This is a genomic window from Citrobacter sp. RHB36-C18 (assembly GCF_013814485.1).
GTDB classification, from domain to species: Bacteria; Pseudomonadota; Gammaproteobacteria; order Enterobacterales; family Enterobacteriaceae; genus Citrobacter; species Citrobacter braakii.
In genome coordinates this window covers 2328361-2351506 of sequence record NZ_CP057125.1, presented here as the reverse complement: position 1 = coordinate 2351506, position 23146 = coordinate 2328361, and the positions used below count along the sequence as shown (strand labels likewise).

At 53.7% G+C, this 23146-nt stretch carries 19 protein-coding genes and 1 pseudogene; 11 read left to right on the top strand and 9 right to left on the bottom strand.

Going from position 1 to position 23146, the window contains the following annotated elements; all coding sequences use genetic code 11:
* The first annotated feature begins 91 nt into the window (after nucleotides 1–91).
* On the top strand, nucleotides 92–472 hold the full coding sequence (locus tag HVZ52_RS11170; protein ID WP_087121860.1) for a GFA family protein: 381 nt from the start codon (nucleotides 92–94) through the stop codon (nucleotides 470–472).
* On the opposite strand, the gene HVZ52_RS11165 is transcribed toward HVZ52_RS11170, so the two are convergent.
* Entirely contained in the window at nucleotides 473–1960 is a 1488-nt protein-coding gene (locus HVZ52_RS11165; protein ID WP_053389783.1) for an MFS transporter, read from the bottom strand.
* A gap of 117 nt (nucleotides 1961–2077) precedes the next feature.
* Here HVZ52_RS11165 and HVZ52_RS11160 point away from each other — a divergent pair, with 117 nt between their 5' ends.
* From HVZ52_RS11160 to HVZ52_RS11130, 7 genes are all read left to right on the top strand, one after another.
* Entirely contained in the window at nucleotides 2078–2656 is a 579-nt protein-coding gene (locus tag HVZ52_RS11160) for a TetR family transcriptional regulator (protein WP_131379323.1), read from the top strand.
* 212 nt (nucleotides 2657–2868) lie between these two features.
* On the top strand, nucleotides 2869–4254 hold the full coding sequence (locus tag HVZ52_RS11155) for a NarK family nitrate/nitrite MFS transporter (protein ID WP_047358146.1): 1386 nt from the start codon (nucleotides 2869–2871) through the stop codon (nucleotides 4252–4254).
* A 113-nt stretch (nucleotides 4255–4367) separates the two neighbouring features.
* A complete protein-coding gene (locus tag HVZ52_RS11150; RefSeq protein WP_181599244.1) occupies nucleotides 4368–8108 on the top strand; it encodes a nitrate reductase subunit alpha in 3741 nt (1246 codons plus the stop codon).
* A complete protein-coding gene (gene narH, locus HVZ52_RS11145; RefSeq protein ID WP_181599243.1) occupies nucleotides 8105–9649 on the top strand; it encodes a nitrate reductase subunit beta in 1545 nt (514 codons plus the stop codon). The genes HVZ52_RS11150 and narH overlap by 4 nt, the downstream gene beginning before the upstream one ends.
* The gene (gene narW / locus HVZ52_RS11140) at nucleotides 9649–10344 is read left to right on the top strand and encodes a nitrate reductase molybdenum cofactor assembly chaperone (RefSeq protein WP_016153117.1); all 696 of its coding nucleotides are present in this window, start codon (nucleotides 9649–9651) and stop codon (nucleotides 10342–10344) included. Before narH ends, narW begins: the two co-directional genes overlap by 1 nt.
* Nucleotides 10341–11021: a respiratory nitrate reductase subunit gamma gene (gene narI / locus HVZ52_RS11135; protein WP_003833047.1), complete on the top strand. Its 681-nt coding sequence runs from the start codon at nucleotides 10341–10343 to the stop codon at nucleotides 11019–11021. Before narW ends, narI begins: the two co-directional genes overlap by 4 nt.
* A gap of 135 nt (nucleotides 11022–11156) precedes the next feature.
* The gene (locus tag HVZ52_RS11130; protein ID WP_016153118.1) at nucleotides 11157–12050 is read left to right on the top strand and encodes a PhzF family isomerase; all 894 of its coding nucleotides are present in this window, start codon (nucleotides 11157–11159) and stop codon (nucleotides 12048–12050) included.
* Between the two features lie 57 nt (nucleotides 12051–12107).
* Here the strand turns inward: HVZ52_RS11130 and nhoA are convergent, their stop codons facing one another.
* The gene (gene nhoA, locus HVZ52_RS11125; protein ID WP_181599242.1) at nucleotides 12108–12953 is read right to left on the bottom strand and encodes an N-hydroxyarylamine O-acetyltransferase; all 846 of its coding nucleotides are present in this window, start codon (nucleotides 12951–12953) and stop codon (nucleotides 12108–12110) included.
* A gap of 157 nt (nucleotides 12954–13110) precedes the next feature.
* On the opposite strand from nhoA, the gene HVZ52_RS11120 reads away from it, so the two are divergent.
* Nucleotides 13111–13683, top strand: coding sequence for a flavin reductase family protein (locus HVZ52_RS11120; RefSeq protein WP_181599241.1), 573 nt, complete (start codon nucleotides 13111–13113; stop codon nucleotides 13681–13683).
* A 39-nt stretch (nucleotides 13684–13722) separates the two neighbouring features.
* Here the strand turns inward: HVZ52_RS11120 and pptA are convergent, their stop codons facing one another.
* Both pptA and HVZ52_RS11110 read right to left on the bottom strand, forming a co-directional pair.
* Nucleotides 13723–13950, bottom strand: coding sequence for a tautomerase PptA (gene pptA / locus HVZ52_RS11115; protein ID WP_016156554.1), 228 nt, complete (start codon nucleotides 13948–13950; stop codon nucleotides 13723–13725).
* Nucleotides 13951–13984: 34 nt separating this feature from the next.
* Nucleotides 13985–14989, bottom strand: a complete 1005-nt coding sequence (locus tag HVZ52_RS11110) for a LacI family DNA-binding transcriptional regulator (protein ID WP_181599240.1) — start codon at nucleotides 14987–14989, stop codon at nucleotides 13985–13987.
* Nucleotides 14990–15308: 319 nt separating this feature from the next.
* Here HVZ52_RS11110 and HVZ52_RS11105 point away from each other — a divergent pair, with 319 nt between their 5' ends.
* Nucleotides 15309–16505 (top strand): L-talarate/galactarate dehydratase, encoded by a 1197-nt coding sequence (locus tag HVZ52_RS11105; RefSeq protein ID WP_016153126.1) that lies wholly within the window; start codon nucleotides 15309–15311, stop codon nucleotides 16503–16505.
* Nucleotides 16506–16578: 73 nt separating this feature from the next.
* On the top strand, nucleotides 16579–17889 hold the full coding sequence (locus HVZ52_RS11100; protein WP_016156557.1) for an MFS transporter: 1311 nt from the start codon (nucleotides 16579–16581) through the stop codon (nucleotides 17887–17889).
* 69 nt (nucleotides 17890–17958) lie between these two features.
* Here the strand turns inward: HVZ52_RS11100 and HVZ52_RS11095 are convergent, their stop codons facing one another.
* The 5 genes and pseudogenes from HVZ52_RS11095 to HVZ52_RS23020 all read right to left on the bottom strand — a co-directional run bounded on the left by HVZ52_RS11095 (nucleotide 17959) and on the right by HVZ52_RS23020 (nucleotide 23131).
* Nucleotides 17959–18576, bottom strand: a complete 618-nt coding sequence (locus HVZ52_RS11095; RefSeq protein WP_181599239.1) for a glutathione S-transferase family protein — start codon at nucleotides 18574–18576, stop codon at nucleotides 17959–17961.
* Nucleotides 18577–18659: 83 nt separating this feature from the next.
* The gene (locus HVZ52_RS11090) at nucleotides 18660–19433 is read right to left on the bottom strand and encodes an amino acid ABC transporter ATP-binding protein (protein ID WP_016153129.1); all 774 of its coding nucleotides are present in this window, start codon (nucleotides 19431–19433) and stop codon (nucleotides 18660–18662) included.
* Nucleotides 19417–20343, bottom strand: a complete 927-nt coding sequence (locus HVZ52_RS11085; RefSeq protein ID WP_016153130.1) for an amino acid ABC transporter permease — start codon at nucleotides 20341–20343, stop codon at nucleotides 19417–19419. The genes HVZ52_RS11090 and HVZ52_RS11085 overlap by 17 nt, the downstream gene beginning before the upstream one ends.
* Before the next feature lie 9 nt (nucleotides 20344–20352).
* Nucleotides 20353–20862: a GNAT family N-acetyltransferase gene (locus HVZ52_RS11080; protein WP_016153131.1), complete on the bottom strand. Its 510-nt coding sequence runs from the start codon at nucleotides 20860–20862 to the stop codon at nucleotides 20353–20355.
* Between the two features lie 10 nt (nucleotides 20863–20872).
* A pseudogene (locus HVZ52_RS23020) lies at nucleotides 20873–23131 on the bottom strand (NtaA/DmoA family FMN-dependent monooxygenase).
* Nucleotides 23132–23146 lie beyond the last annotated feature (15 nt).

Here is a 23146-nt window from a genome sequence, read left to right as displayed (position 1 = left end):
TTAATGTAGACTCGGTCATAAGGAGTATGCCGTGCAGACATTCACTGGTCGTTGTCTTTGCGGACAGAGTCATTTTACCGTCGACGTCGAAATGCTGGATGTCTATGCCTGTCATTGTACGCTGTGCCAGAAGTGGTCAGGTGGCATCGCTATGTATCTGGAAGCCAGCGCTCAGCCGCTGATGTCGCCAGATTCAGCAGAACCTTCGCACTTCCCTTCTTCAAATCGTGGTGAACGTTTCTTCTGTTCCGGATGCGGGTGCCCGCTGTGGTTTACCCTAACGGGCAGCGATCGTTATTTTGTGCCGTGGACGCTGCTGGAACTGAATGAGGTGGATCGCCGCCGCCTGGTTTTAGCGGCAGAGATCTATACGGAAACACAGCCTGCGTTCTGGAGGCTGACGGGGCAATACGCTCGACTGAGTGGGAAAGAAGTCGAAGAGATGGATTACCCCTGTCATTTAGCCCATTAGTTATTGACGCTGTACCTTTGCCAGACTGAACCACATTCCTACCGCTAATACGATAAGCATGCTGCCGGCGCTGCTTAAGGCCACGCTGTGCGACCAGGTAAAAGCTTCTTTAGCAGCCGACAGCAACGCCTCACTCAGCGACGACGGGAGCGAGTGCGCCAGCTGCACCGCCTCACCCATTGACGATGAGGCTCGTTCTATCTCCTGTGGGTTAAGTCCGACAGGCGGCAGAATCGAGGCTGAAAAGCTGCGGCTCAACAACAAACCAAAGATAGCGATCCCAAGCCCGGCCCCCAGTTCATAAGCCATTGTCTCGATGGCGCCCGCGGCTGCGGCTTTTTCTGCCGGGGCTGCCGCCATGATAGCCGCCGTTGAGGCCAGCAGCGCACTGGCGGCGCTGAAACCGAGCAAAGCCATTAATATCCAGGCTTGAATCTGCTGAGTACTGAAATCTGTCATCGCCAGGCCGTAAAAACTGACGGCGCTAAGCGCCATACCCGCCGTTGCCACACAACGTAATCCCAGGCGTGACACCAGCATACCGGCAATGGGTCCGCTGAAGCCGCTTGCCAGCATCACCGGCAGCATAAACAATCCCGCCTGATACGGTGTTAAACCATGAACAAACTGTAGCTCCTGAGCCATCAGTAACTCGAAACCCACCAGAGTTATCATGGCGGTCATCGCCATCACAACGCCGCTTAAGATGATGCGATGCGTGAACAGCCGCATATCTATCATCGGGCGGGAAGCAGCGAGCTGAATGCGGACAAACTGCCACAACAGTAACGCGCCGGTTAACAGCGTCAACGTAATGGCAACGGTCGCCGTATGCCCTTTCAGCGCGGTTTTAGCGCTGTAAACCAGCAGCAGAATGGCGACAATCAGCATTATTGCATGACCGAAATTTAACGATTGATCGCGACGTCCGGCCTGGCGCGGCACTAAGCGTGCGGTTAAGGCCATTACCACCAGGACAATCGGCACATTAATTAAGAACACGGATCCCCAGTAGAAGTGTTCCAGCAGCATTCCACCAACCAGTGGGCCAAATGCCGCACCGCCGGAACCCACGGCAGCCCAGACACCGAGCGCCATATTGCGATGCCGTTGCTCAGCGAATGTGGCGCGAATACCCGCAAGCGTTGCCGGAACAATCATCGCCGCCCCAATAGCCAATACAGCCCGAGTGGCAATCAGCCAACCCGCGCTGTGGGCAAAGGCAGCGGCCAGCGATGCGAGACCAAATAATCCGCCCCCTAACAGCAGCAGACGTTTAAAGCCAATACGATCGCCCAGCGCGCCCATTGGCAATACCATTCCGGCCATTACCAGAGAATAAATATCAATGATCCACAGCAGCTCGTTACCACTGGCACCCAGCGTCATACTCAGCGTGGGCGCGGCAACGTGCAGCACCGTTGCATCAATCGCAACAGGGATGTAGACCAGTACAATAATGACTAACGTTAACCACTGACGAAACATAAAACTCCCTAACGAAACTAAAACTGGACACGTGTCCAGCTTTAGCGATCCTACGGAAATTTGAACGTATGTCCAACTTTTTGTTAGACTGCGTGCTATACGGGTACAGGAGGAAAGATGAGCTATCTGAATCGGGACGAACGTCGGGAAGTTATTCTGCAAGCGGCCATGCGTGTCGCGCTTGAGGAAGGATTTACTGCTATGACGGTGCGGCGTATTGCCACGGAAGCTCAGGTGTCCACCGGGCAGGTACACCATCACTTTACCTCTGCGGGTGAGTTAAAATCCCTCGCGTTTGTGCAACTGATACGGACCCTTCTGGATGCCGAACAGGTCAGTGATAACGCCAGCTTCCGCGAACAACTGCATGCTATGTTGGGCAGCGAAGATGGCGGGTTCGAACCCTACATTAAACTGTGGCGCGAAGCGCAGGTCCTGGCGGATAAAGATCCGGAAATCAAAAGCGCCTACCTGCTAACCATGCGGATGTGGCATGAAGAAACCGCCGCTATCATCACTCAAGGACAGAGTGCAGGTGAATTCTCAGCAATACCGGATGCGGCCGAGGTGGCCTGGCGCTTAATCGCATTGGTTTGCGGTCTGGATGGCATCTATGTCTTAGGCATTGAGGAAATGGCCGACCCTGCATTCGAACGCCATTTGGATCGTATGATTACGTTAGAGTTAGTTAATTGATGTTATAGATGAATTAATAATACATCTTTTATTTTTACAATTGGTAACACTTAAGCAACATGTAATTCCCTCATCACGCCGCGTTATTGCGCTTTTTTATCTATTCTTTCAGTCAATATTCCCAAAACTTTTCAATAGTTTCTAAAAAGAACTCGCGCGGCGCTGTGTGCGTTTATTTCTTTTTCATGAACGGCATGGGCATGGAGAATAATATGTCAGCATCAAATGAGAAAAATAATCGTTATCTTTTAACTGACTGGAAACCGGAGAACCCCGCCTTTTGGGAAAACAAAGGTAAGCATATTGCACGCAGAAACCTCTGGATATCAGTAAGTTGTCTGTTGCTGGCGTTCTGCGTCTGGATGTTGTTTAGCGCCGTGGCCGTCAATCTGAATAAAATTGGGTTTAATTTCACCACTGACCAACTGTTTTTATTAACGGCATTGCCTTCTCTTTCTGGCGCAATATTGCGTGTCCCCTACTCCTTTATGGTACCTATATTTGGTGGGCGCCGGTGGACCATTTTTAGCACGATTATTCTGGTTATTCCCTGCGTCTGGCTCGGTTTTGCCGTGCAAAATAACGCTACTCCGTTTGGCGTATTTATTATCATTGCGCTGATGTGTGGTTTTGCTGGCGCAAACTTTGCCTCCAGCATGGGTAATATCAGCTTTTTCTTCCCCAAAGCGAAACAAGGCAGCGCATTAGGCGTTAACGGTGGTCTCGGCAACCTTGGCGTCAGCGTGATGCAGTTGATCGCGCCGCTGGTGATCTTTCTGCCTATCTTTACCTTTTTGGGCGTACAGGGCGTACCGCAAGCCGACGGCTCGTTATTGTCGCTGGCCAATGCCGCATGGATTTGGGTTCCGTTACTGCTGATAGCCACCTTAGCAGCAGGCATGGGAATGAACGATATTGCCAGTTCGAAGGCCTCAATTGCTTCCCAGTTGCCGGTCCTCAAGCGTTTTCATCTGTGGTTATTAAGCCTGCTGTATCTCGCCACCTTCGGTTCATTTATCGGCTTTTCGGCAGGCTTTGCCATGCTGGCGAAAACTCAGTTCCCGGACGTGAATATCCTGCAACTGGCGTTCTTCGGCCCCTTCATCGGCGCTCTTGCGCGATCGGCAGGTGGGGTGATCTCTGACAAATTCGGTGGTGTGCGCGTCACGTTAATTAACTTCATCTTTATGGCGCTGTTTAGCGCCCTGCTGTTTCTCACCCTGCCAGGGTCAGGCGAAGGAAACTTTGTCGCCTTCTACCTGGTGTTTATGGGCTTGTTCCTGACTGCGGGTCTGGGAAGCGGCTCAACCTTCCAGATGATCGCGGTGATCTTTCGCAAAATCACCATATACCGGGTGAAGCTGCACGGTGGTACTGAAGAACAGGCCCAACGTGAGGCGGTAACCGATACCGCTGCCGCGCTGGGATTCATCTCTGCTATTGGCGCTGTGGGGGGCTTCTTCATCCCCAAAGCGTTTGGTTCATCGCTGGCGCTGACCGGCTCTCCGGTGGGCGCAATGAAAATATTCCTCGTGTTTTACATCGTCTGCGTGCTGGTGACCTGGCTGGTCTATGGCCGTAAATCACAAAAAAAATAACAAAATGGATACCGCAGGATCGGACAGTTCGATAGGCCGGATAAGGCGTTAACCGCCATCCGGCCTACCGTTCGATTCACCGTCGGCAATATTCTCAAAGCAGGAGTTATGTCATGAGTAAACTGTTCGATCGCTTTCGCTACTTTAAACAAAAGGGCGATACGTTTGCCGATGGGCACGGGCAAGTGATGCACACCAACCGGGACTGGGAAGACAGCTATCGTCAGCGCTGGCAGTTCGACAAAATTGTGCGTTCTACCCACGGCGTTAACTGTACCGGCTCATGCAGTTGGAAAATCTACGTCAAAAACGGACTGGTGACCTGGGAAACGCAGCAAACCGACTACCCGCGTACCCGCCCTGACCTGCCAAATCATGAACCCCGTGGCTGCCCGCGCGGTGCCAGCTACTCCTGGTATCTTTACAGCGCCAACCGTCTGAAGTATCCCCTGGTGCGTAAACGTCTGATCGAACTGTGGCGCGACGCCCTGTCCCGCCAGCCCGATCCGGTGCTGGCCTGGGAATCCATTATGAACGACCCGCAAAAATGCCAGAGCTACAAGCAGGTACGCGGGCGCGGTGGTTTTATCCGTTCCAACTGGAAAGAGCTTAATCAGCTCATTGCTGCCGCCAACGTCTGGACGGTGAAAACCTATGGCCCGGATCGCGTGGCCGGGTTCTCCCCGATCCCTGCTATGTCGATGGTCTCCTATGCCGCAGGCACACGTTATCTTTCGCTACTGGGCGGAACCTGCCTGAGCTTCTATGACTGGTACTGCGACTTACCGCCTGCATCACCGATGACCTGGGGCGAACAGACCGATGTTCCAGAATCCGCCGACTGGTATAACTCCAGCTACATCATCGCCTGGGGGTCAAACGTGCCGCAGACCCGTACCCCGGATGCGCACTTTTTTACTGAAGTACGCTACAAAGGCACCAAGACGATTGCCATTACGCCGGATTACTCGGAAGTCGCCAAACTGTGCGACCAGTGGCTGGCCCCCAAGCAAGGGACAGACAGCGCGTTGGCGATGGCGATGGGCCACGTGATTCTGAAAGAATTCCACCTCGACAATCCAAGCGATTACTTCATCAATTACTGTCGTCGCTATACCGATATGCCGATGCTGGTTTTGCTGGATGCCCGGGAAGATGGCAGCTACGTTCCAGGGCGCATGATGCGCGCCTCAGACCTTGTCGATGGTCTGGGCGAAAGTAACAATCCGGAGTGGAAAACCGTGGCCTTTAACACTGCTGGCGAACTGGTGGTCCCGAACGGGTCTATCGGTTTTCGCTGGGGCGAGAAAGGTAAATGGAACCTGGAGCCACTGGCGGCTGGCGCTGAAACAGAACTTTCCCTCTCGCTGCTCGGTCAGCATGATGAAGTGACCGGCGTGGCATTCCCCTACTTTGGCGGCAACGAAAACCCGCATTTTCGCAGCGTGAAACAGGAACCCGTGCTGATTCGTCAACTGCCGGTAAAACATCTTACCCTCGCCGACGGCAGCCGTTGCCCGGTGGTGAGCGTCTATGATCTGGTGCTGGCGAATTACGGCCTCGACCGTGGTCTGGATGACGCTCATAGCGCGCAAGATTACAGCGAAGTGAAAGCCTACACCCCGGCCTGGGGAGAGCAAATTACCGGTGTCCCTCGTCGTCATATCGAACAAATCGCCCGTGAGTTTGCCGATACGGCGCACAAAACCCATGGCCGTTCGATGATTATCCTCGGGGCTGGCGTCAACCACTGGTATCACATGGATATGAACTACCGTGGAATGATTAACATCCTCGTGTTCTGCGGTTGTGTGGGACAAAGCGGCGGCGGCTGGGCGCACTATGTGGGTCAGGAGAAACTGCGTCCGCAAACTGGTTGGTTGCCGCTGGCCTTTGCGCTGGACTGGAACCGCCCGCCGCGTCAGATGAACAGCACCTCGTTTTTCTACAATCACTCCAGCCAGTGGCGTTATGAAAAACTCACCGCTCAGGAACTCCTCTCTCCGCTGGCTGACGCGTCGAAGTTTAGCGGACATTTGATCGACTTTAACGTACGTGCAGAAAGAATGGGCTGGCTGCCGTCCGCGCCGCAACTCAACCTCAACCCTCTGAGCGTCAAAGCAAAGGCAGAACAAGCGGGAGTGTCGCCTGCACAATACACAGCACAGGCGCTGAAATCGGGTGAAATTCGTTTTGCCTGCGAGCAGCCGGATAGTGGTAACAACCATCCGCGTAATCTCTTCGTCTGGCGCTCTAACCTGCTCGGCTCCTCCGGTAAAGGGCATGAATACATGCTCAAGTATCTGCTGGGTACCGAAAGCGGGATCCAGGGGGAAGCGTTCGGTTCAAGCGAAGGTATTAAACCTGAAGAGGTGGAATGGCAGTCCGCGGCGATAGAGGGCAAGCTTGATCTGCTGGTAACGCTCGATTTCCGTATGTCGAGTACCTGCCTGTTCTCCGATGTCGTTTTGCCGACCGCCACCTGGTATGAAAAAGACGATATGAACACCTCGGATATGCATCCGTTTATTCACCCGCTGTCGGCGGCGGTCGATCCTGCGTGGGAATCGAAGAGCGACTGGGAAATTTATAAAGGCATCGCCAAAGTCTTCTCTGAGGTTTGCGTCGGGCACCTTGGGCAAGAAACGGATGTGGTATTGCAGCCGCTGCAACACGACTCCCCGGCAGAACTGGCGCAGCCGTTTGACATTCAGGACTGGCGTAAAGGCGAATGCGATCTCCTCCCGGGGAAAACGGCGCCCAATATTGCCGTTGTGGAGCGTGACTATCCCGCCACCTACGAACGCTTCACTTCGCTCGGTCCGCTAATGGACAAGCTCGGTAACGGCGGGAAAGGTATTACGTGGAATACCCAAGCGGAGGTCGATTTCCTCGGCAAGCTGAACTACACCAAACGCGAAGGTCCGGCGAAAGGCCGACCACTGATAGACACCGCGCTGGACGCGTCTGAGGTGATCCTCGCCCTGGCACCGGAAACGAACGGTCAGGTGGCGGTGAAAGCCTGGGAAGCGCTGGGAGCGATGACCGGACGCGACCATACGCATCTGGCGTTGAACAAAGAAGACGAGAAAATCCGTTTTCGCGATATTCAGGCGCAGCCGCGCAAAATCATCTCCAGCCCCACCTGGTCCGGGCTGGAAAGTGAACATGTCTCCTATAACGCAGGCTATACCAACGTCCACGAGCTGATCCCGTGGCGCACCCTGTCCGGTCGCCAACAGTTGTACCAGGATCACGCGTGGATGCGAGCGTTTGGTGAAAGTCTGGTGGCATATCGTCCGCCTATCGATACCCGTAGCGTCAGCAATATGCGCGAAGTTCCGCCTAACGGCTTCCCGGAAAAAGCGCTCAACTTCCTGACTCCGCATCAGAAATGGGGGATCCATTCTACCTACAGCGAAAACCTGCTGATGCTGACGCTGTCGCGCGGTGGCCCCATTGTCTGGATCAGTGAAACCGATGCTAAAGAGCTGGGCATTGAGGATAACGACTGGATTGAAGCCTTTAACGCCAACGGCGCGCTCACCGCACGGGCTGTGGTAAGTCAGCGCGTGCCGCCGGGAATGACCATGATGTATCACGCTCAGGAGCGAATCATGAATATCCCAGGCTCGGAAGTCACCGGTATGCGCGGCGGGATCCATAACTCAGTCACCCGCGTCTGCCCGAAACCCACGCACATGATCGGCGGCTATGCGCAACTGGCATACAGCTTCAACTATTACGGCACGGTCGGCTCTAATCGCGATGAGTTCATCATGATTAGAAAAATGAAAAATATTAACTGGCTGGATGATGAAGGTCGCGATCAGGTACAGGAGGCGAAAAAATGAAAATACGCTCACAGGTAGGCATGGTTCTTAATCTGGATAAGTGCATCGGCTGCCACACCTGCTCCGTCACCTGTAAAAACGTCTGGACCGGACGTGAAGGGATGGAATATGCGTGGTTTAACAACGTTGAGACCAAGCCAGGCATTGGCTATCCGAAAAACTGGGAAGATCAGGAAGAGTGGCAAGGCGGCTGGGTTCGCGATGTTAACGGGAAGATAAGGCCGCGCCTGGGCGGCAAGATGGGCGTTATCACCAAAATTTTTGCTAACCCGGTGATCCCGCAAATCGATGATTATTACGAACCCTTTACCTACGATTATCAGCATCTGCATAGCGCGCCGGAAAGCAAGAATCAGCCCACCGCACGTCCGCGTTCACTGATAGATGGCAAACGGATGGACAAGATTATCTGGGGCCCTAACTGGGAAGAGTTGCTCGGCGGTGAGTTCTCAAAACGTGCCCGCGACCGTAACTTTGAGAAAATGCAAAAGGAGATGTACGGGCAATTCGAAAACACCTTCATGATGTATTTACCGCGCCTGTGCGAACACTGCCTGAACCCTAGCTGTGTCGCCACCTGCCCGAGCGGAGCCATCTATAAGCGTGAAGAAGACGGCATCGTGTTGATCGACCAGGATAAATGTCGCGGCTGGCGCTTGTGCATCAGCGGTTGTCCGTACAAAAAAATCTACTTTAACTGGAAGAGCGGTAAATCAGAGAAGTGCATTTTCTGCTACCCGCGTATTGAGTCCGGCCAGCCGACGGTATGTTCGGAAACCTGCGTGGGACGCATCCGCTATCTTGGCGTATTGCTGTATGACGCCGACCGCATCGAAGAAGCAGCCAGCACCGAGCATGAGACCGATCTCTACGAGCGTCAGTGCGATGTGTTCCTCAATCCGCACGACCCGGCGGTCATTGAAGAGGCGTTAAAACAAGGTATTCCGCACAACGTCATCGAAGCGGCCCAACGTTCGCCCGTTTACAAGATGGCGATGGACTGGAAGCTGGCGCTGCCGCTGCACCCGGAATACCGCACCCTGCCGATGGTCTGGTATGTACCGCCGTTGTCGCCGATTCAGTCGGTCGCTGACGCGGGGGGACTGCCGCACAATGGCAACATTCTGCCAGCGGTTGAATCACTGCGAATTCCGGTTCAGTACCTTGCCAACATGCTTAGCGCGGGCGATACCGGTCCGGTACTGCGGGCGCTAAAACGAATGATGGCCATGCGCCATTATATGCGTTCGCAAACCGTAGAAGGCGTTACGGACACCCGCGCGATTGAGGAAGTGGGTCTGACAGTTGAGCAGGTTGAAGAGATGTATCGCTATCTGGCCATCGCCAACTATGAAGACCGCTTCGTGATCCCGACCAGCCACCGTGAAATGGCGCGTGATGCGTTCCCGGAGAAAAACGGTTGCGGATTTACCTTTGGCGACGGCTGCCATGGTTCAGATACCAAATTCAACCTGTTTAACAGCAGTCGTATTGACGCCATCGACATCACCGAAGTGCGCGATAACGCGGAGGGTGAATAATGCAAATCCTGAAGGTTATCGGCCTGCTGATGGAATATCCCGACGAGTTGCTGTGGGAGTGTAAAGACGAGGCGCTGGCGCTTGTGGCCAGCGATGCCCCAATGCTTACCGAATTTAGCCAGGGGCTGCTCAATGCGCCATTACTGGATAAACAAGCCGAATGGTGTGAGATATTTGACCGGGGCCGGGCCACCTCTCTGCTGCTGTTTGAGCACGTGCACGCCGAGTCTCGCGATCGGGGCCAGGCGATGGTTGATCTGTTGGCGCAGTACGAAAAGGTCGGACTGCAGCTCGACTGCCGCGAACTGCCGGATCATCTGCCGCTGTATCTTGAGTACTTAAGCGTGTTGCCGGAAGCGGAGGCCAAAGAAGGATTGCAGAACGTCGCACCGATTCTGGCGCTGCTTGGTGGGCGTTTGAAACAGCGTGATACGCCGTGGTATCAACTGTTTGACGCCCTGCTACTGCTTGCCGGAAGCCCTCTTTCAAGTGACAGTGTCACTAAACAGGTTGGCACGGAAACCCGCGACGATACCCGACAGGCGCTGGATGCCGTCTGGGAAGAGGAACAGGTGAAGTTTATCGAGGATAACGCCACCGCCTGTGACAGTTCACCGTTACAAAACTATCAACGACGCTTTAGCCAGGACGTGGCACCTCAGTATGTCGACGTCAGCGCGGGAGGCCCGAAATGATACAGTACCTGAACGTCTTTTTTTACGATATCTACCCGTACCTCTGTGGCACGGTGTTTATCCTCGGCAGTTGGCTACGCTATGACTACGGGCAATACACCTGGCGGGCCTCTTCCAGCCAGATGCTGGACAAACGCGGCATGGTGTTATGGTCAAACCTGTTCCACATCGGCATTCTGGGGATCTTTTTCGGGCACTTGTTTGGCATGTTAACCCCGCACTGGATGTATGCCTGGTTCCTGCCGATTGCGGTGAAGCAGCAGATGGCGATGATCGCCGGTGGGCTCTGTGGCGTGCTGACGCTGGTCGGTGGCGCTGGCTTGCTGGTACGTCGTTTGACCAATCCGCGCATTCGTGCAACCTCCTCCACTGCCGATATCCTGATCCTCTGCGTTCTGCTGATTCAGTGTATCCTCGGCTTAACCACCATCCCATTCTCTGCGCAGCATCCTGACGGCAGTGAAATGCTGAAACTGGTAGGTTGGGCGCAGTCGGTGGTGACTTTCCAGGGCGGCGCGTCTGCGCATCTGGATGGCGTGGCGTTGATTTTCCGTGTGCATCTGGTTTTGGGGATGACTATCTTCCTGCTGTTCCCGTTCACGCGCCTGGTTCACGTGTGGAGCGCGCCGTTTGAGTACTTTACCCGCCGCTATCAAATAGTGCGTTCACGCCGATAAATCCGCATTGAAATGTCGGGTGACGACACGCCTTATCCGGCCTACAACCAGGCACCGTAGGCCGGATAAGATAGCGGTCATCGCCATCCGGCATTTTGCACGTTATGATGCTTCTCCATTCCAGGGAGAACGTTAATGAAACCACAGGTTTACCACGTCGATGCCTTTACCTCGGTACCCTTTCGCGGCAATTCAGCAGGTGTGGTTTTGCATGCTGACGGACTGAGCGAAGCGCAGATGCAACTCATTGCTCGCGAGCTGCGTCATTCGGAAACCGCTTTCCTGCTGACCAGCGACGACAGCGATGTTCGCATCCGCTATTTCACGCCGACGGTCGAAGTTCCTATCTGTGGGCATGCTACCGTCGCTGCACATTATGTGCGGGCAAACGTGCTTGGCTTGGGCAACAGTACAGTCTGGCAAACCTCGCTGGCTGGTCGTCATCGGGTGGATATCGAAGCTACCGGGAATGACTATCGTATTAGCCTTGAACAAGGCGTACCCGGATTTGAACCTCCGCTGGAAGGGGTTATTCGTAGTGCGATTATCGAGGCCCTACACCTGAGCGAAGACGATATGCTGGCAGGCTTGCCGATTCAGGTTGCTACCACCGGGCATTCGAAAGTGATGATTCCGCTCAAGCCCGAGGTGGACCTCGACGCCCTTTCCCCTGATTTGCAGGCTTTGACAGCCATCAGCCAACAAATTGGCTGTAACGGCTTCTTTCCTTTTCAAATCCGCCCGGGCGAAAACGCCACCGATGGCCGCATGTTTTCGCCTGCAATTGGGATTGTGGAAGACCCGGTTACCGGCAATGCCAACGGTCCAATGGGCGCGTGGTTGGTTCACCATGGGCTGATGGCACATGATGGGAAAACGTTACGTGTTCAGGGACATCAGGGCCGTGCGCTCGGGCGCGACGGTATTGTTGATGTGACGGTGACTATCCGTGATAACCAGCCAGAAAAAGTCACCATTACCGGTTCGGCGGTGATCCTGTTTCACGCAGAATGGGCGATAGATTTTTAATTGTTCCCGTAGGCCGGATAAGGCGATTACGCCAATCCGGCACTAATCCCGATGCCCCTATTTCCCCGCGTCCGGATGCGTATCAAACGCCGCCATTACCGTCGCCAGCTCATCCTGGGTAAACCCATGCTTCACGTCATCCACGCCCAGGCCAAACCGCTCCTGCAACAAGGCATACAGACTGGGAACGTCAGGTAGATTAATCTGTTCTACCGCGTGTCCATCCTGATAATGGGTGAAATGAAAATTGGTTAACGTTAATTTCCCGCCGTCGGGCAGATGACGACACATCAACAGATGATGGCGAAAATGCGATTGCGGCCAGTGAGCGGACCAGAAGTTGCCTATCAGATAATCGCTCTGATGCTGTACGACCAGGTCGAAACGGTACATTGATTGCCAGTGTTCGTGATGACGGAACTGCAGGATCCAGTCTTCACCTTCCTTAATCAGCCGATATTCGCCGTGTGGTGTCTTCTGCTCAATGTTCGCCTGCAGACGAATCGGTGCCGTCAGCGTTTGCCCGCCGAAGCCAACGTCGGCGATCCACTGCTCTCCCTGCAACTCAACCAGCAACAGACGATGCGTGCGCGGTGGCAGGCTTGACGGGTTCGCCAGTACCACACGTCCGAGCAGACTGCGTACGGTAAAACCGATTTCGCGTAGCGCTCGCTCAAATACTCCGTTCTGTTCAAAACAATAGCCGCCGCGACGCGCCGTCACCAGCTTCTCTTCCAAAGACAAATCGTCAAGCTGCATCTCTCTTGGAAGCAATACATCCAGGTTTTCAAAAGGTATGGCGGCGTTGTGCAGTAAATGCAGCGCCCGTAAGGTTTCAATGTTGACCCTGGCCAAATCTGACCAGCCAATACGGGCAAAATAAGCGGTTAAAAAAGGCGTCATACGGAGTTCCTGTTCGATTAATGCAGTACTTATAACGCATTTTTAATTTTGCGCCGTCGATTTTGTGCGTTGTTCCTCCTGGCGAGGCGACAAAATCGCTAATACCGTTAATATCTATGTTTATTGTGGTGTGTTATCTCTCAGCCAAGGAGCATCCATGAGCCATTTTCGTCCGATCGAATTAAAACATGCCAGTCGGTTGCTAAATCACGGCCCAACGATATTAATCACCAGCCGGGATGAGCATACCGAGCGGCGAAATGTGATGGCTGCCGCGTGGTCAATGCCCGTGGAGTTTGAACCACCGCGGATCGCGATTGTTGTCGACAAGACCGCCTGGTCACGTGAGCTCATTGAACGTAGCGGCAAATTCGGCATCGTTATTCCGGGCGTTACCGCCGCCAACTGGACCTGGGCCGTAGGCAGCGTTTCCGGTCGGGTGGAAGATAAATTCAACTGCTACGGCATTCCCGTGGTGCAGGGACCGGTACTGGGTTTACCGCTGATTGAAGCCAAATGTCTGGCCTGGATGGAGTGTCGCCTGTTGCCTGCCACTGCGGCACAGGAAAAATATGACACGCTGTTTGGTGAAGTGGTCTCGGCTGCCGCTGATGAGCGAGCCTTCGTGGAAGGACGCTGGCAGTTTGATGATGGCAAGCTCAATACCCTGCATCACCTTGGGGCCGGAACGTTTGTCTCCAGTGGAAAACTCATAACAGCAGCTGAATAATGGCACGACAAAACGGGCGGATTTTCCGCCCGTTTTTTCTTACATGCTGTAGCCGGGTTTTTTAATCAACCTGGCCATCTGCGGCGCAATCTCCGCATCCCACACGCCCTGCCACGCCTCGGGCTCAATTTCATTAAGCGCCACACTCACTGAACTGTCTTTGCTTTGCAAATGACGAATAATGACGTCGGTAATATCCGCCGCCAGCGCGGATTTTTGTTCGTCGTTCAGGTCGCGAGGAAAACATTTGATATCGACGTGCGGCATAGCAGATTCCTTATTGTTTTGGGATGCAGGTAACTTATGCGGATTCTCGTTCCACCAGGTGAAATCCCACATCAATGATATCGTCTTCACGCGGAATTTGTTCGATACGATCGGCAAGCAGAGAGGCGGCGCGTTGTCCAATAGCCCGTCTGTCGACGCTGACGGTGGTGATGGCAGGTCGGTTACTGGCGGCAAAGTCGAGATCGCCAAAACCGATTACCGCTAATTCCTGCGGCACGCGTAGACCACGGCTTTCGGCTTCCATGATCGCCCCCTGAGCTAACGTATCTGAGCTACAGACGATGACATCAAACGCGCGTTCAGCCAATAGCTGTGCCAACCCGCTACGCCCCAATGCCAGAGAGGCAGGAAGCGGGACATCCACCTGTGCGCCAGCCGCGATACCATGACGACTCAGCGCATCGCACAGTCCTTGTTTACGCTGGCCTGCCCGGCGATCGGCGGTCCATAGCAAACCAGGACGGCGATACCCTTTGTCCAGCAAATAGTCTGCTACCGCCTGCCCGACTTTTTCATGCGAAAACCCCACCAGCATATCGATGGGCGTTGGCGTTAAATCCCATATTTCCACGACCGGGATGGCCGCATTAAGAATCACCTTTTTCAGCTCGGCGGTATGATGGATACCGGTGAGCACTACACCATCCGGGCGACGAGAAAGCAGCGTTGCCACCAGCTCAGCCTCTGTTTTCGGCGTATAACCCGACACGCAGAGCAAGATGTGGTATCCGCGTTCAGCCAGTTCATCGCTTAATGACTGGATGGTATCGACAAACATATTGTTGTTAATTTGTGGGACAACCACAGCGATAAGCTTACTGCGACGCGACGCCAGCCCCCCGGCCAGCGCGTTGGGAATATAGCCAGTGGCGCGTACCGCCTGCATCACTTTTTCTACTGTTCTCGGGCGCACCAGTTGCGGGGTATTCAACGCCCTGCTCACCGTCATGGGCGACAATCCCGCGGTACGGGCAACATCTTCCAGCGTGGGTGCGCGCGGAGGTCTGGGATTTTTCACTGTCGATGCCCTTGTCAAAAATCGCTGATTTATCTTGGCATTATTCATCATGATTTCGGCTATTGCCAGCGCCCCTCTACGATAACGCTGAGAAAACAGCAGCTTAGTTAATTAGCGCCATCTAAAATGATAGCGCCATCATAATGACTTGTGCATTTACCCATAAAGTATTGGAATGTGATGCTGTTTACAAGTTACTGCCCTTTTGTCTCAGTATTTGTGAGCGATTGTTCAAAACGCATTCAATTCGCTGGCGCAATGATTGCGCTAACACTAAAAATGTTAGCGCAATCATTTGTTATCACCAGGAGAGATTAAAATGTCATTAAGTGCGAATTCCGATGCCGTAACGTATGCCAAATCAGCCAATGCAAAAACCGCGGCTGAAACCGGCGACCGTATCGAGTGGGTTAAGCTGTCCCTGGCTTTCCTTCCTTTGGCAACACCCGTGAGCGATGCCAAAGTGCTGACCGGTCGCCAGAAACCCCTAACCGAAGTCGCCATTATTATCGCGGAGATCCGCAGTCGCGACGGGTTTGAAGGCGTTGGATTTAGTTACTCCAAGCGGGCTGGCGGCCAGGGAATCTATGCTCATGCCAAAGAAATTGCCGATAACCTGTTAGGCGAAGATCCAAACGATATCGACAAGATCTACACCAAGCTGCTGTGGGCTGGAGCTTCCGTAGGGCGCAGCGGCATGGCGGTTCAGGCTATCTCCCCTATCGATATTGCCTTGTGGGATATGAAGGCCAAGCGTGCAGGGTTGCCGCTGGCAAAACTATTGGGTGCACACCGGGACTCCGTGCAGTGTTACAACACCTCCGGCGGATTCCTGCATACGCCGCTGGATCAGGTGCTCAAAAACGTCGTTATTTCCCGTGAAAACGGCATTGGCGGCATCAAACTCAAGGTTGGTCAGCCAAACTGCGCCGAGGATATTCGCCGCTTAACCGCGGTGCGTGAAGCGCTGGGCGATGACTTCCCGCTGATGGTCGATGCCAATCAGCAGTGGGATCGAGAAACCGCCATTCGTATGGGGCGAAAAATGGAGCAGTTCAATCTGATCTGGATTGAAGAGCCGCTGGATGCCTACGATGTGGAAGGTCACGCCCAACTGGCCGCCGCGCTTGATACCCCGATTGCTACCGGTGAAATGCTGACCAGCTTCCGCGAACATGAACAGTTGATCCTCGGTAATGCCAGTGATTTTGTGCAGCCCGATGCACCGCGTGTGGGGGGAATTTCACCGTTTCTGAAAATTATGGACCTGGCAGCAAAACACGGTCGCAAACTGGCTCCGCACTTTGCCATGGAAGTTCACCTGCATCTGTCCGCCGCTTACCCGCTTGAGCCATGGTTGGAACATTTCGAATGGCTGAACCCGTTATTTAATGAACAGCTTGAGCTGCGCGATGGGCGGATGTGGGTTTCCGACCGTCACGGCCTGGGGTTCAGCATCAGCGAGCAGACACGTCGCTGGACGCAATTAACCTGCGAGTTTGGTAAACGTCCTTAATTTATTTGGCGGGTAAGTAATACCCGCCCTCTTCCCTACAGAAACGCTCTCAACCTTATGAAAGGAGTGGGTGATGAACACAATAATAAAGCGCACAAAAGTGCGTTACGGTATTTTGATATTTCTGTTTCTTGCCACCGTATTTAATTACGCCGATCGCGCGACGTTATCTGTCGTAGCTCCGATTATGAGCAAAGAATTAGGTTTTGATCCCGAAGCAATGGGACTGGCCTTTTCTGCCTTCGGTATTTCTTATGTCATTATGCAATTGCCTGGAGGCTGGCTACTTGATCGCTACGGTTCTCGTCTGGTATACGGCTGCGCCCTGATTGGCTGGTCACTGGTGACCATGTTTCAGGGCACCATTTATTTGTACGCCAGTCCACTTGTGGTATTGATTATCTTACGTTTACTGATGGGTGCCATTGAGGCTCCGGCCTTTCCTGCCAACAGCCGATTAAGCGTACAGTGGTTTCCTAATAATGAACGAGGCTTTGTCACCTCAGTTTACCAGGCCGCGCAATATATCTCGTTAGGGGTAATTACACCGTTAATGACGATTATTTTGCATAATCTCAGCTGGCACTTTGTTTTTTATTACATCGGGGCGATTGGCGTTATTCTTGGCATCTTCTGGCTGGTAAAAGTCAGAGATCCTATGCATCATCCGAAGGTAAACCAGCAGGAAATTGACTATATCCGGGAAGGCGGTGGCGAACCGTCGCTGGGAAATAAAAAAGAGCCACAGAAGATTACCTTTGCGCAAATAAAAAGCGTCTGCGTCAACCGCATGATGATTGGCGTTTACATCGGGCAGTTCTGCGTGACGTCAATCACCTGGTTCTTCCTGACCTGGTTTCCTACCTATCTGTATCAGGCTAAAGGAATGTCGATCCTTAAAGTGGGGTTTGTCGCCAGTATTCCTGCTATTGCCGGTTTTATCGGTGGATTGTTAGGGGGCGTTTTTTCAGACTGGCTATTAAAACGCGGCTACAGCCTGACGGTTGCTCGTAAGCTACCCGTTATCTGCGGAATGTTACTTTCCTGTGTCATCGTTATCGCTAACTACACCTCGTCAGAATTTGTGGTTATCGCGGCGATGAGTCTGGCATTTTTCGCCAAAGGCTTTGGCAATCTGGGATGGTGCGTACTTAGCGATACTTCACCAAAAGAAGTGCTCGGCATTGCTGGCGGCGTATTCAATATGTGCGGCAATATGGCGAGTATTATCACGCCGCTGGTGATTGGCGTCATTCTGGCGAATACCCAGTCATTCGATTACGCCATTCTGTACGTCGGTTCGATGGGGCTGATTGGCCTGATTTCTTATCTGTTTATCGTGGGGCCACTGGATCGTATTACGCTGAGCCCGTCCGTCGCGTAATGTAAGCTTATGGCGATAGTTCGCCCGCTGTTCCGGGATTTGCACTCCTGCGGAACAGCGTTTTTTTATTCAAATAATCTTATTACTTTTCAGTACAGTACGCAGTCGCGGGTGCTGGCAAACCGCGTCAGCGATAGCGCTGATATTGGGCGTGTTGTCCTGAAACCAGTCATGCCCCGGCCCCCAGGTGCGCATAACGGCAATATAAACGTCCAGCAGTGTTAGCTGATCGCCAAACGCGTACGGCTCAGCGCTTAGCTGGCCGTTCAGCCACATATAAAGCGATTTGCGGTACTCAATACAGTTCTTTTTCAACTGCGCCGCGGCGTCTGGTACCCAGCGTTGTGGATAATCGGCATAGGTAAACGTTGGATAGACATTTGCCACCAGCCATATCAACAGACGCTGAAACTGCTGGCGCTCAGCGTGCCCAACGGGTGGCGCAAGTTCAGGACAACGATCGAGGATCATCAGGGCGATCGCCGCCGTTTCCGTCATCACGTTACCATTTTCCAGTATCAGTGTGGGCACCTGGCACAACGGATTCATTTTTTTTAGCAACTCCCGCGAAGGCCCGTCGCGGTCAAAACCATCAACATCAATAAAGCTGTAAGGGATCTCCGCCAGTGTGAGCATCACTTCACTGATGGCCGATCCCCAGCCCGGCACCCCATAGACCCTAATCATGCTGCAACCCCCCAAAGTTAAAACCCTAAGTGTAGAGCAGCATTCGTCAGTCTATGCAGACCTGCCTATCTTTCCCTGCAAGTTCACAGCACTTTCGACAAGAACTGCTGGGTGCGCGTGTGGCGTGGATGATTCAGCACCTGCTCGCTGCTGCCCTGTTCGACGATTTTGCCATCGACCATAAACACCACCTGATCCGCCACTTCCCGGGCGAACCCAATCTCGTGCGTCACCACAACCAGCGTGGTTCCCGACTGCGCCAGTGCTTTGATGACATCCAGAACTTCGCCTACCAGTTCAGGATCCAGCGCTGAAGTGGGTTCATCAAACAGCATAACGCGTGGATTTAGCGCCAGCGCACGGGCTATAGCGATACGCTGCTGCTGACCGCCGGAGAGATGACGCGACCAGGCATCGGCTTTATTACGCAAGCCAACGGCATCAAGCAGAGTTAATGCCCGCTCGGTGGCGGCTTTACGCGATGCCAGACCGTGCGCAATGGGCGCTTCAATCAAATTCTCCAGCACCGTTAAGTGCGGGAACAGATTAAAATTCTGGAACACATAGCCGACGTTAACGCGCTGGCGCAAAATTTCCGCCTCTTTCAGCTCATACAGCTTGTCTCCCTGCCGACGATAACCAATGTAATCGCCATCGATTTGAATAAACCCTTCATCGACGCGCTCCAGATGGTTGATCGTCCGCAAGAGTGTGGATTTCCCTGAACCGGACGGGCCAAGAATAACCGTTACCGTTCCGGGAGGGATCTCCAGCGACACATTATCCAGCGCTTTGTGGCGACCGAAATATTTGCTGACGCCGGTAATGGAAATATGGCCTTCAGGCGAGTGGGACATGGACGGCCTCCTGCTGCGGACGTTGACGGTTGCGTTTTTCTGCACGGCTCACCCGGGCGGTATTGATTGCGGAACGTCGCTCGCTGCGGGCCAGCGCGCGTTCGACCAGGTGCTGAATTAACGACAGGACGCTGGTGATCACCAGATACCACACCGCACCCACCATCAGCAGCGGGATCACTTCCTGCGTGCGGTTGTAGATCATCTGGATGGTGTAGAACAGCTCTGGCATTGCCAGCACGTATACCATCGCCGTCCCTTTCGCCAGACTGATGATTTCATTGAAGCCAGCAGGCAAAATGGTGCGCAGCGCCTGCGGCAGAATAATCCGCAGCGTACGTCGCCATGCGGGTAAGCCCAGCGCTGCCGCTGCCTCGTACTGGCCGTGGTCAACCCCTAAAAATCCACCACGAATAATTTCAGCGGTATAGGCGCTTTGCACCAGCGTCAGGCCAACCACCGCGGTGGAAAACTGGCCGAGCACATTGATGGTTTCAAAACTGCCCCATTGAATGGGAGTAAACGGAATACCAATCGCCAGCGTGTCGTACAAATAGGAGAAGTTGTACAAAACGATGAGCACCACAATCAGCGGTAACGAACGAAACAGCCAGATGTATCCCCATGCCAGGCCGTTCAGCAACCAGGAAGATGAAAGCCGTGCCAGCGCCAGCAGACCACCGATGATAATACTCAACAGCGTACCGATAAGCGTCAGTAGCAGAGTTTGCCCAAGGCCGGACAAGATAACCGGATCAAAGAACCAACGGGCAAACACGCCCCATTCCCAGCGCGGATTAAACGCCACGGACTGGATAATCACCGCCAGGACAAACAAGGCAATGACTGCTCCTGCGGTGCGCATCGGATAGCGCGCCGGTACGACTTTAATACTCTCCGTCGTTTTCATCTTCTCTCCTCAGGCTATTCTGGCCTGACCGGCGATGGTCAACAGTTTGGTAAAGCGCAGCCGGCCATCAAACGGTGGCAGGCTGTACTCTTCGGGATCGCGCGCTGTATCAAATTGCGGATCGTAGCCCTGGCTTAAATAAAGTCGCACGGCCTCCGGCTGGCGAAATCCCGTGGTCAGATAAATCCGGCTGTAGCCCGCCAGCAGCGCCCTGCGTTCCAGCTCCTGCACCACGCGCGCCGCCAGCCCCTGCTGACGCAGGCTGCTTTTCGTCCAGATGCGCTTAATCTCGGCGGTGTCTTTGTCGTAAGGTTTGTAGGCCCCGGTGGCGATAATCTCGCCGCTGCGCTCCAGTACCACGAAAAGTCCCTGCGGTGCCAGATACCATTCGGTCAGCTCCACTTCAGCGTCGCGAGAAAAATAATCGCCATAACGAGCGGCATATTCACCGAACAGACCGTTCAAAATTGGCTGCAGCTCGCTGGCTTCAGGTGAGACCACGCGAAATTGATCGCTCACGATGACCTCCTTAGTCGCCTAAACCGGCCGGGTTGATTTCAGATTGCGGAATACGTTCCACCCCTTCTCCCCAGCGGTTCAGCACCTTGTCATAGTCGCCGTTGCCAATTACGCCGTTGAGGGCGGTTTGTACCGGCAGAACCAGACCGCTGTCCTTTTTCAGCGTCACAGCGATGTGTGCCGCTTTTGGCCAACCGCCATCAACGCTGCCCACCCGTTGCGTTTTACCGTTGAGTGCAGCTTTCCACGCGCCGATAACGTTAGGACCGAAGTAAGCATCGGCGCGGCCTGACTGCAGAGCCAGGGTTTGCGCGGCATCATCTTTGGTATACACCGGCGTAAACGGCTGCAACCCTTTCTTCACGTTCTCATCGTTCCAGGCGAGCAGGATGGCTTCCTGATTTGTCCCCGAACCGACGATGATACGCAGACCGGCGATATCTTCTGCCTGCTCGATTTTCTTCAGCTTACTGCCGGTTTTGACGTAGAAGCCAAGGGAGTCCTTACGATACGTCGCGAAATCGAATTTCTCTTTGCGGGCTTTGGTGACGGTAATATTGCTGATCGCGGCATCATATTTGCCGGACGTGACGCCCAGCGGCCAGTCTTCCCATGACGTGGGCACGACGTTGAGTTCCAGCCCCAGACTGTCAGCCACCAGACGAGCGATGTCCGCCTCGCTGCCGATCAGTGTCTTATTGTCATCGGCAAAGACGGTCAGCGGCGGCTGGCTTAGCCCGGCAATCGCCACGGTGAATTTACCCGGTACGGCCAGGTGCAGGTTCGCGGGCAACTGCGCAATCGCCTGCGGATTTTTTGCCGTATTAATTGGCGTTTTATTGGCTTCCAGGCTTACGCCCGTACCGTTAATAGTCACATCATTTGCCCAGACGTTAGCGCTGAAAGCCAGTGACAGCGCGAGGAAAACTGATTTTTTCTGCATTGCGTTTTTCTCTTATTGTGTGAATTGGTTTGCAGGTGTCGCGAGTCCCAGGCTTGCGCGCAGGGTCGTACCGGGATATTCATGGCGGAACAGGCCACGCGCCTGAAGCACGGGGACAACCTGTTCGACAAAACGCGGGAAGGTATCTGGCGTTCCCCCCTGGATGATAAAACCGTCTGCGGCTTTTTCGTCGAACCACTGCTGAAGACCATCGGCAACCTGTTGCGGCGTACCGCTGAAACGTGGGCGTGGACTGGCCGCTTCCAGAGCAACCTGGCGTAGCGTTAAGCCACGCTCACGCGCGTTGCGTTTGATCTCATCAGTCGTACTGCGAAAGCTGTTTTGTCCAAGGGAACCCAGATCCGGGAACGGTGCGTCCAGTGGATATTGGGCGAAATCATGATGTTCAAAATAGCGGCCCAGGTAGTTCAGCGCGTCGGTAATAGAGACCAGCGCAGCGGTAGTCTGATACTGCTGCTCAACATCCTCTGCGCTGTCGCCAACAATCACGCTGACGCCCTGGAATATATGCAGTTGTTCGGGATGTCGCCCGGCGTAGGCCAACTGGCTTTTTACATCCTGATAGAACTCTTTGGCCTCCGCCAGCGACTCCTGATGGGTAAAAATAGCATCGGCATGCTGCGCCGCTAATTTCTTACCATCCTGTGAAGCGCCCGCCTGGAATATAATCGGACGGCCTTGTGGCGTGCGCCCAATATTTAACGGCCCTGCGACCTGAAAATAATCTCCATGATGGTTAAGCGTGTGCAGTTTTTGCGGATTAAAAAATTCTCCGCTTGCCTTATTACGGGTAAAAGCATCATCTTCCCAGGAATCCCACAGTCCTTTCACCACCTGTAAATATTCATCGGCGATACGATAACGCAAGGCATGTTCTGGATGCTGGGCACGGGAATAGTTCTTTGCCGAACCCTCCAAAGGTGATGTGACCACGTTCCATCCGGCTCGCCCCTGGCTGAGATGATCAAGGCTGGCGAACTGCCGTGCGGTAGTAAACGGCTCGCTGTATGATGTGGATACCGTGCCAACCAATCCCAGATTCTGGGTAATGCTGGCCAAAGCAGATAATACCGTCAGCGGCTCAAAGCGATTTAAAAAGTGTGGGATTGATTTTTCATTAATATACAGACCATCGGCGACAAAAATAAAATCCAGCTTCCCTTTTTCCGCAATAAGCGCCGTCTCTTTGACAAAATCAAAATTAATACTGGCATCGGCCTGTGCCGCCGGATGACGCCATGCGGACATATTTCCCGCTGCGCCATGCAGAATAGTGCCGAGCCGTAGTTGCCGATTTTCAGCCATAATAACCCCTACCCA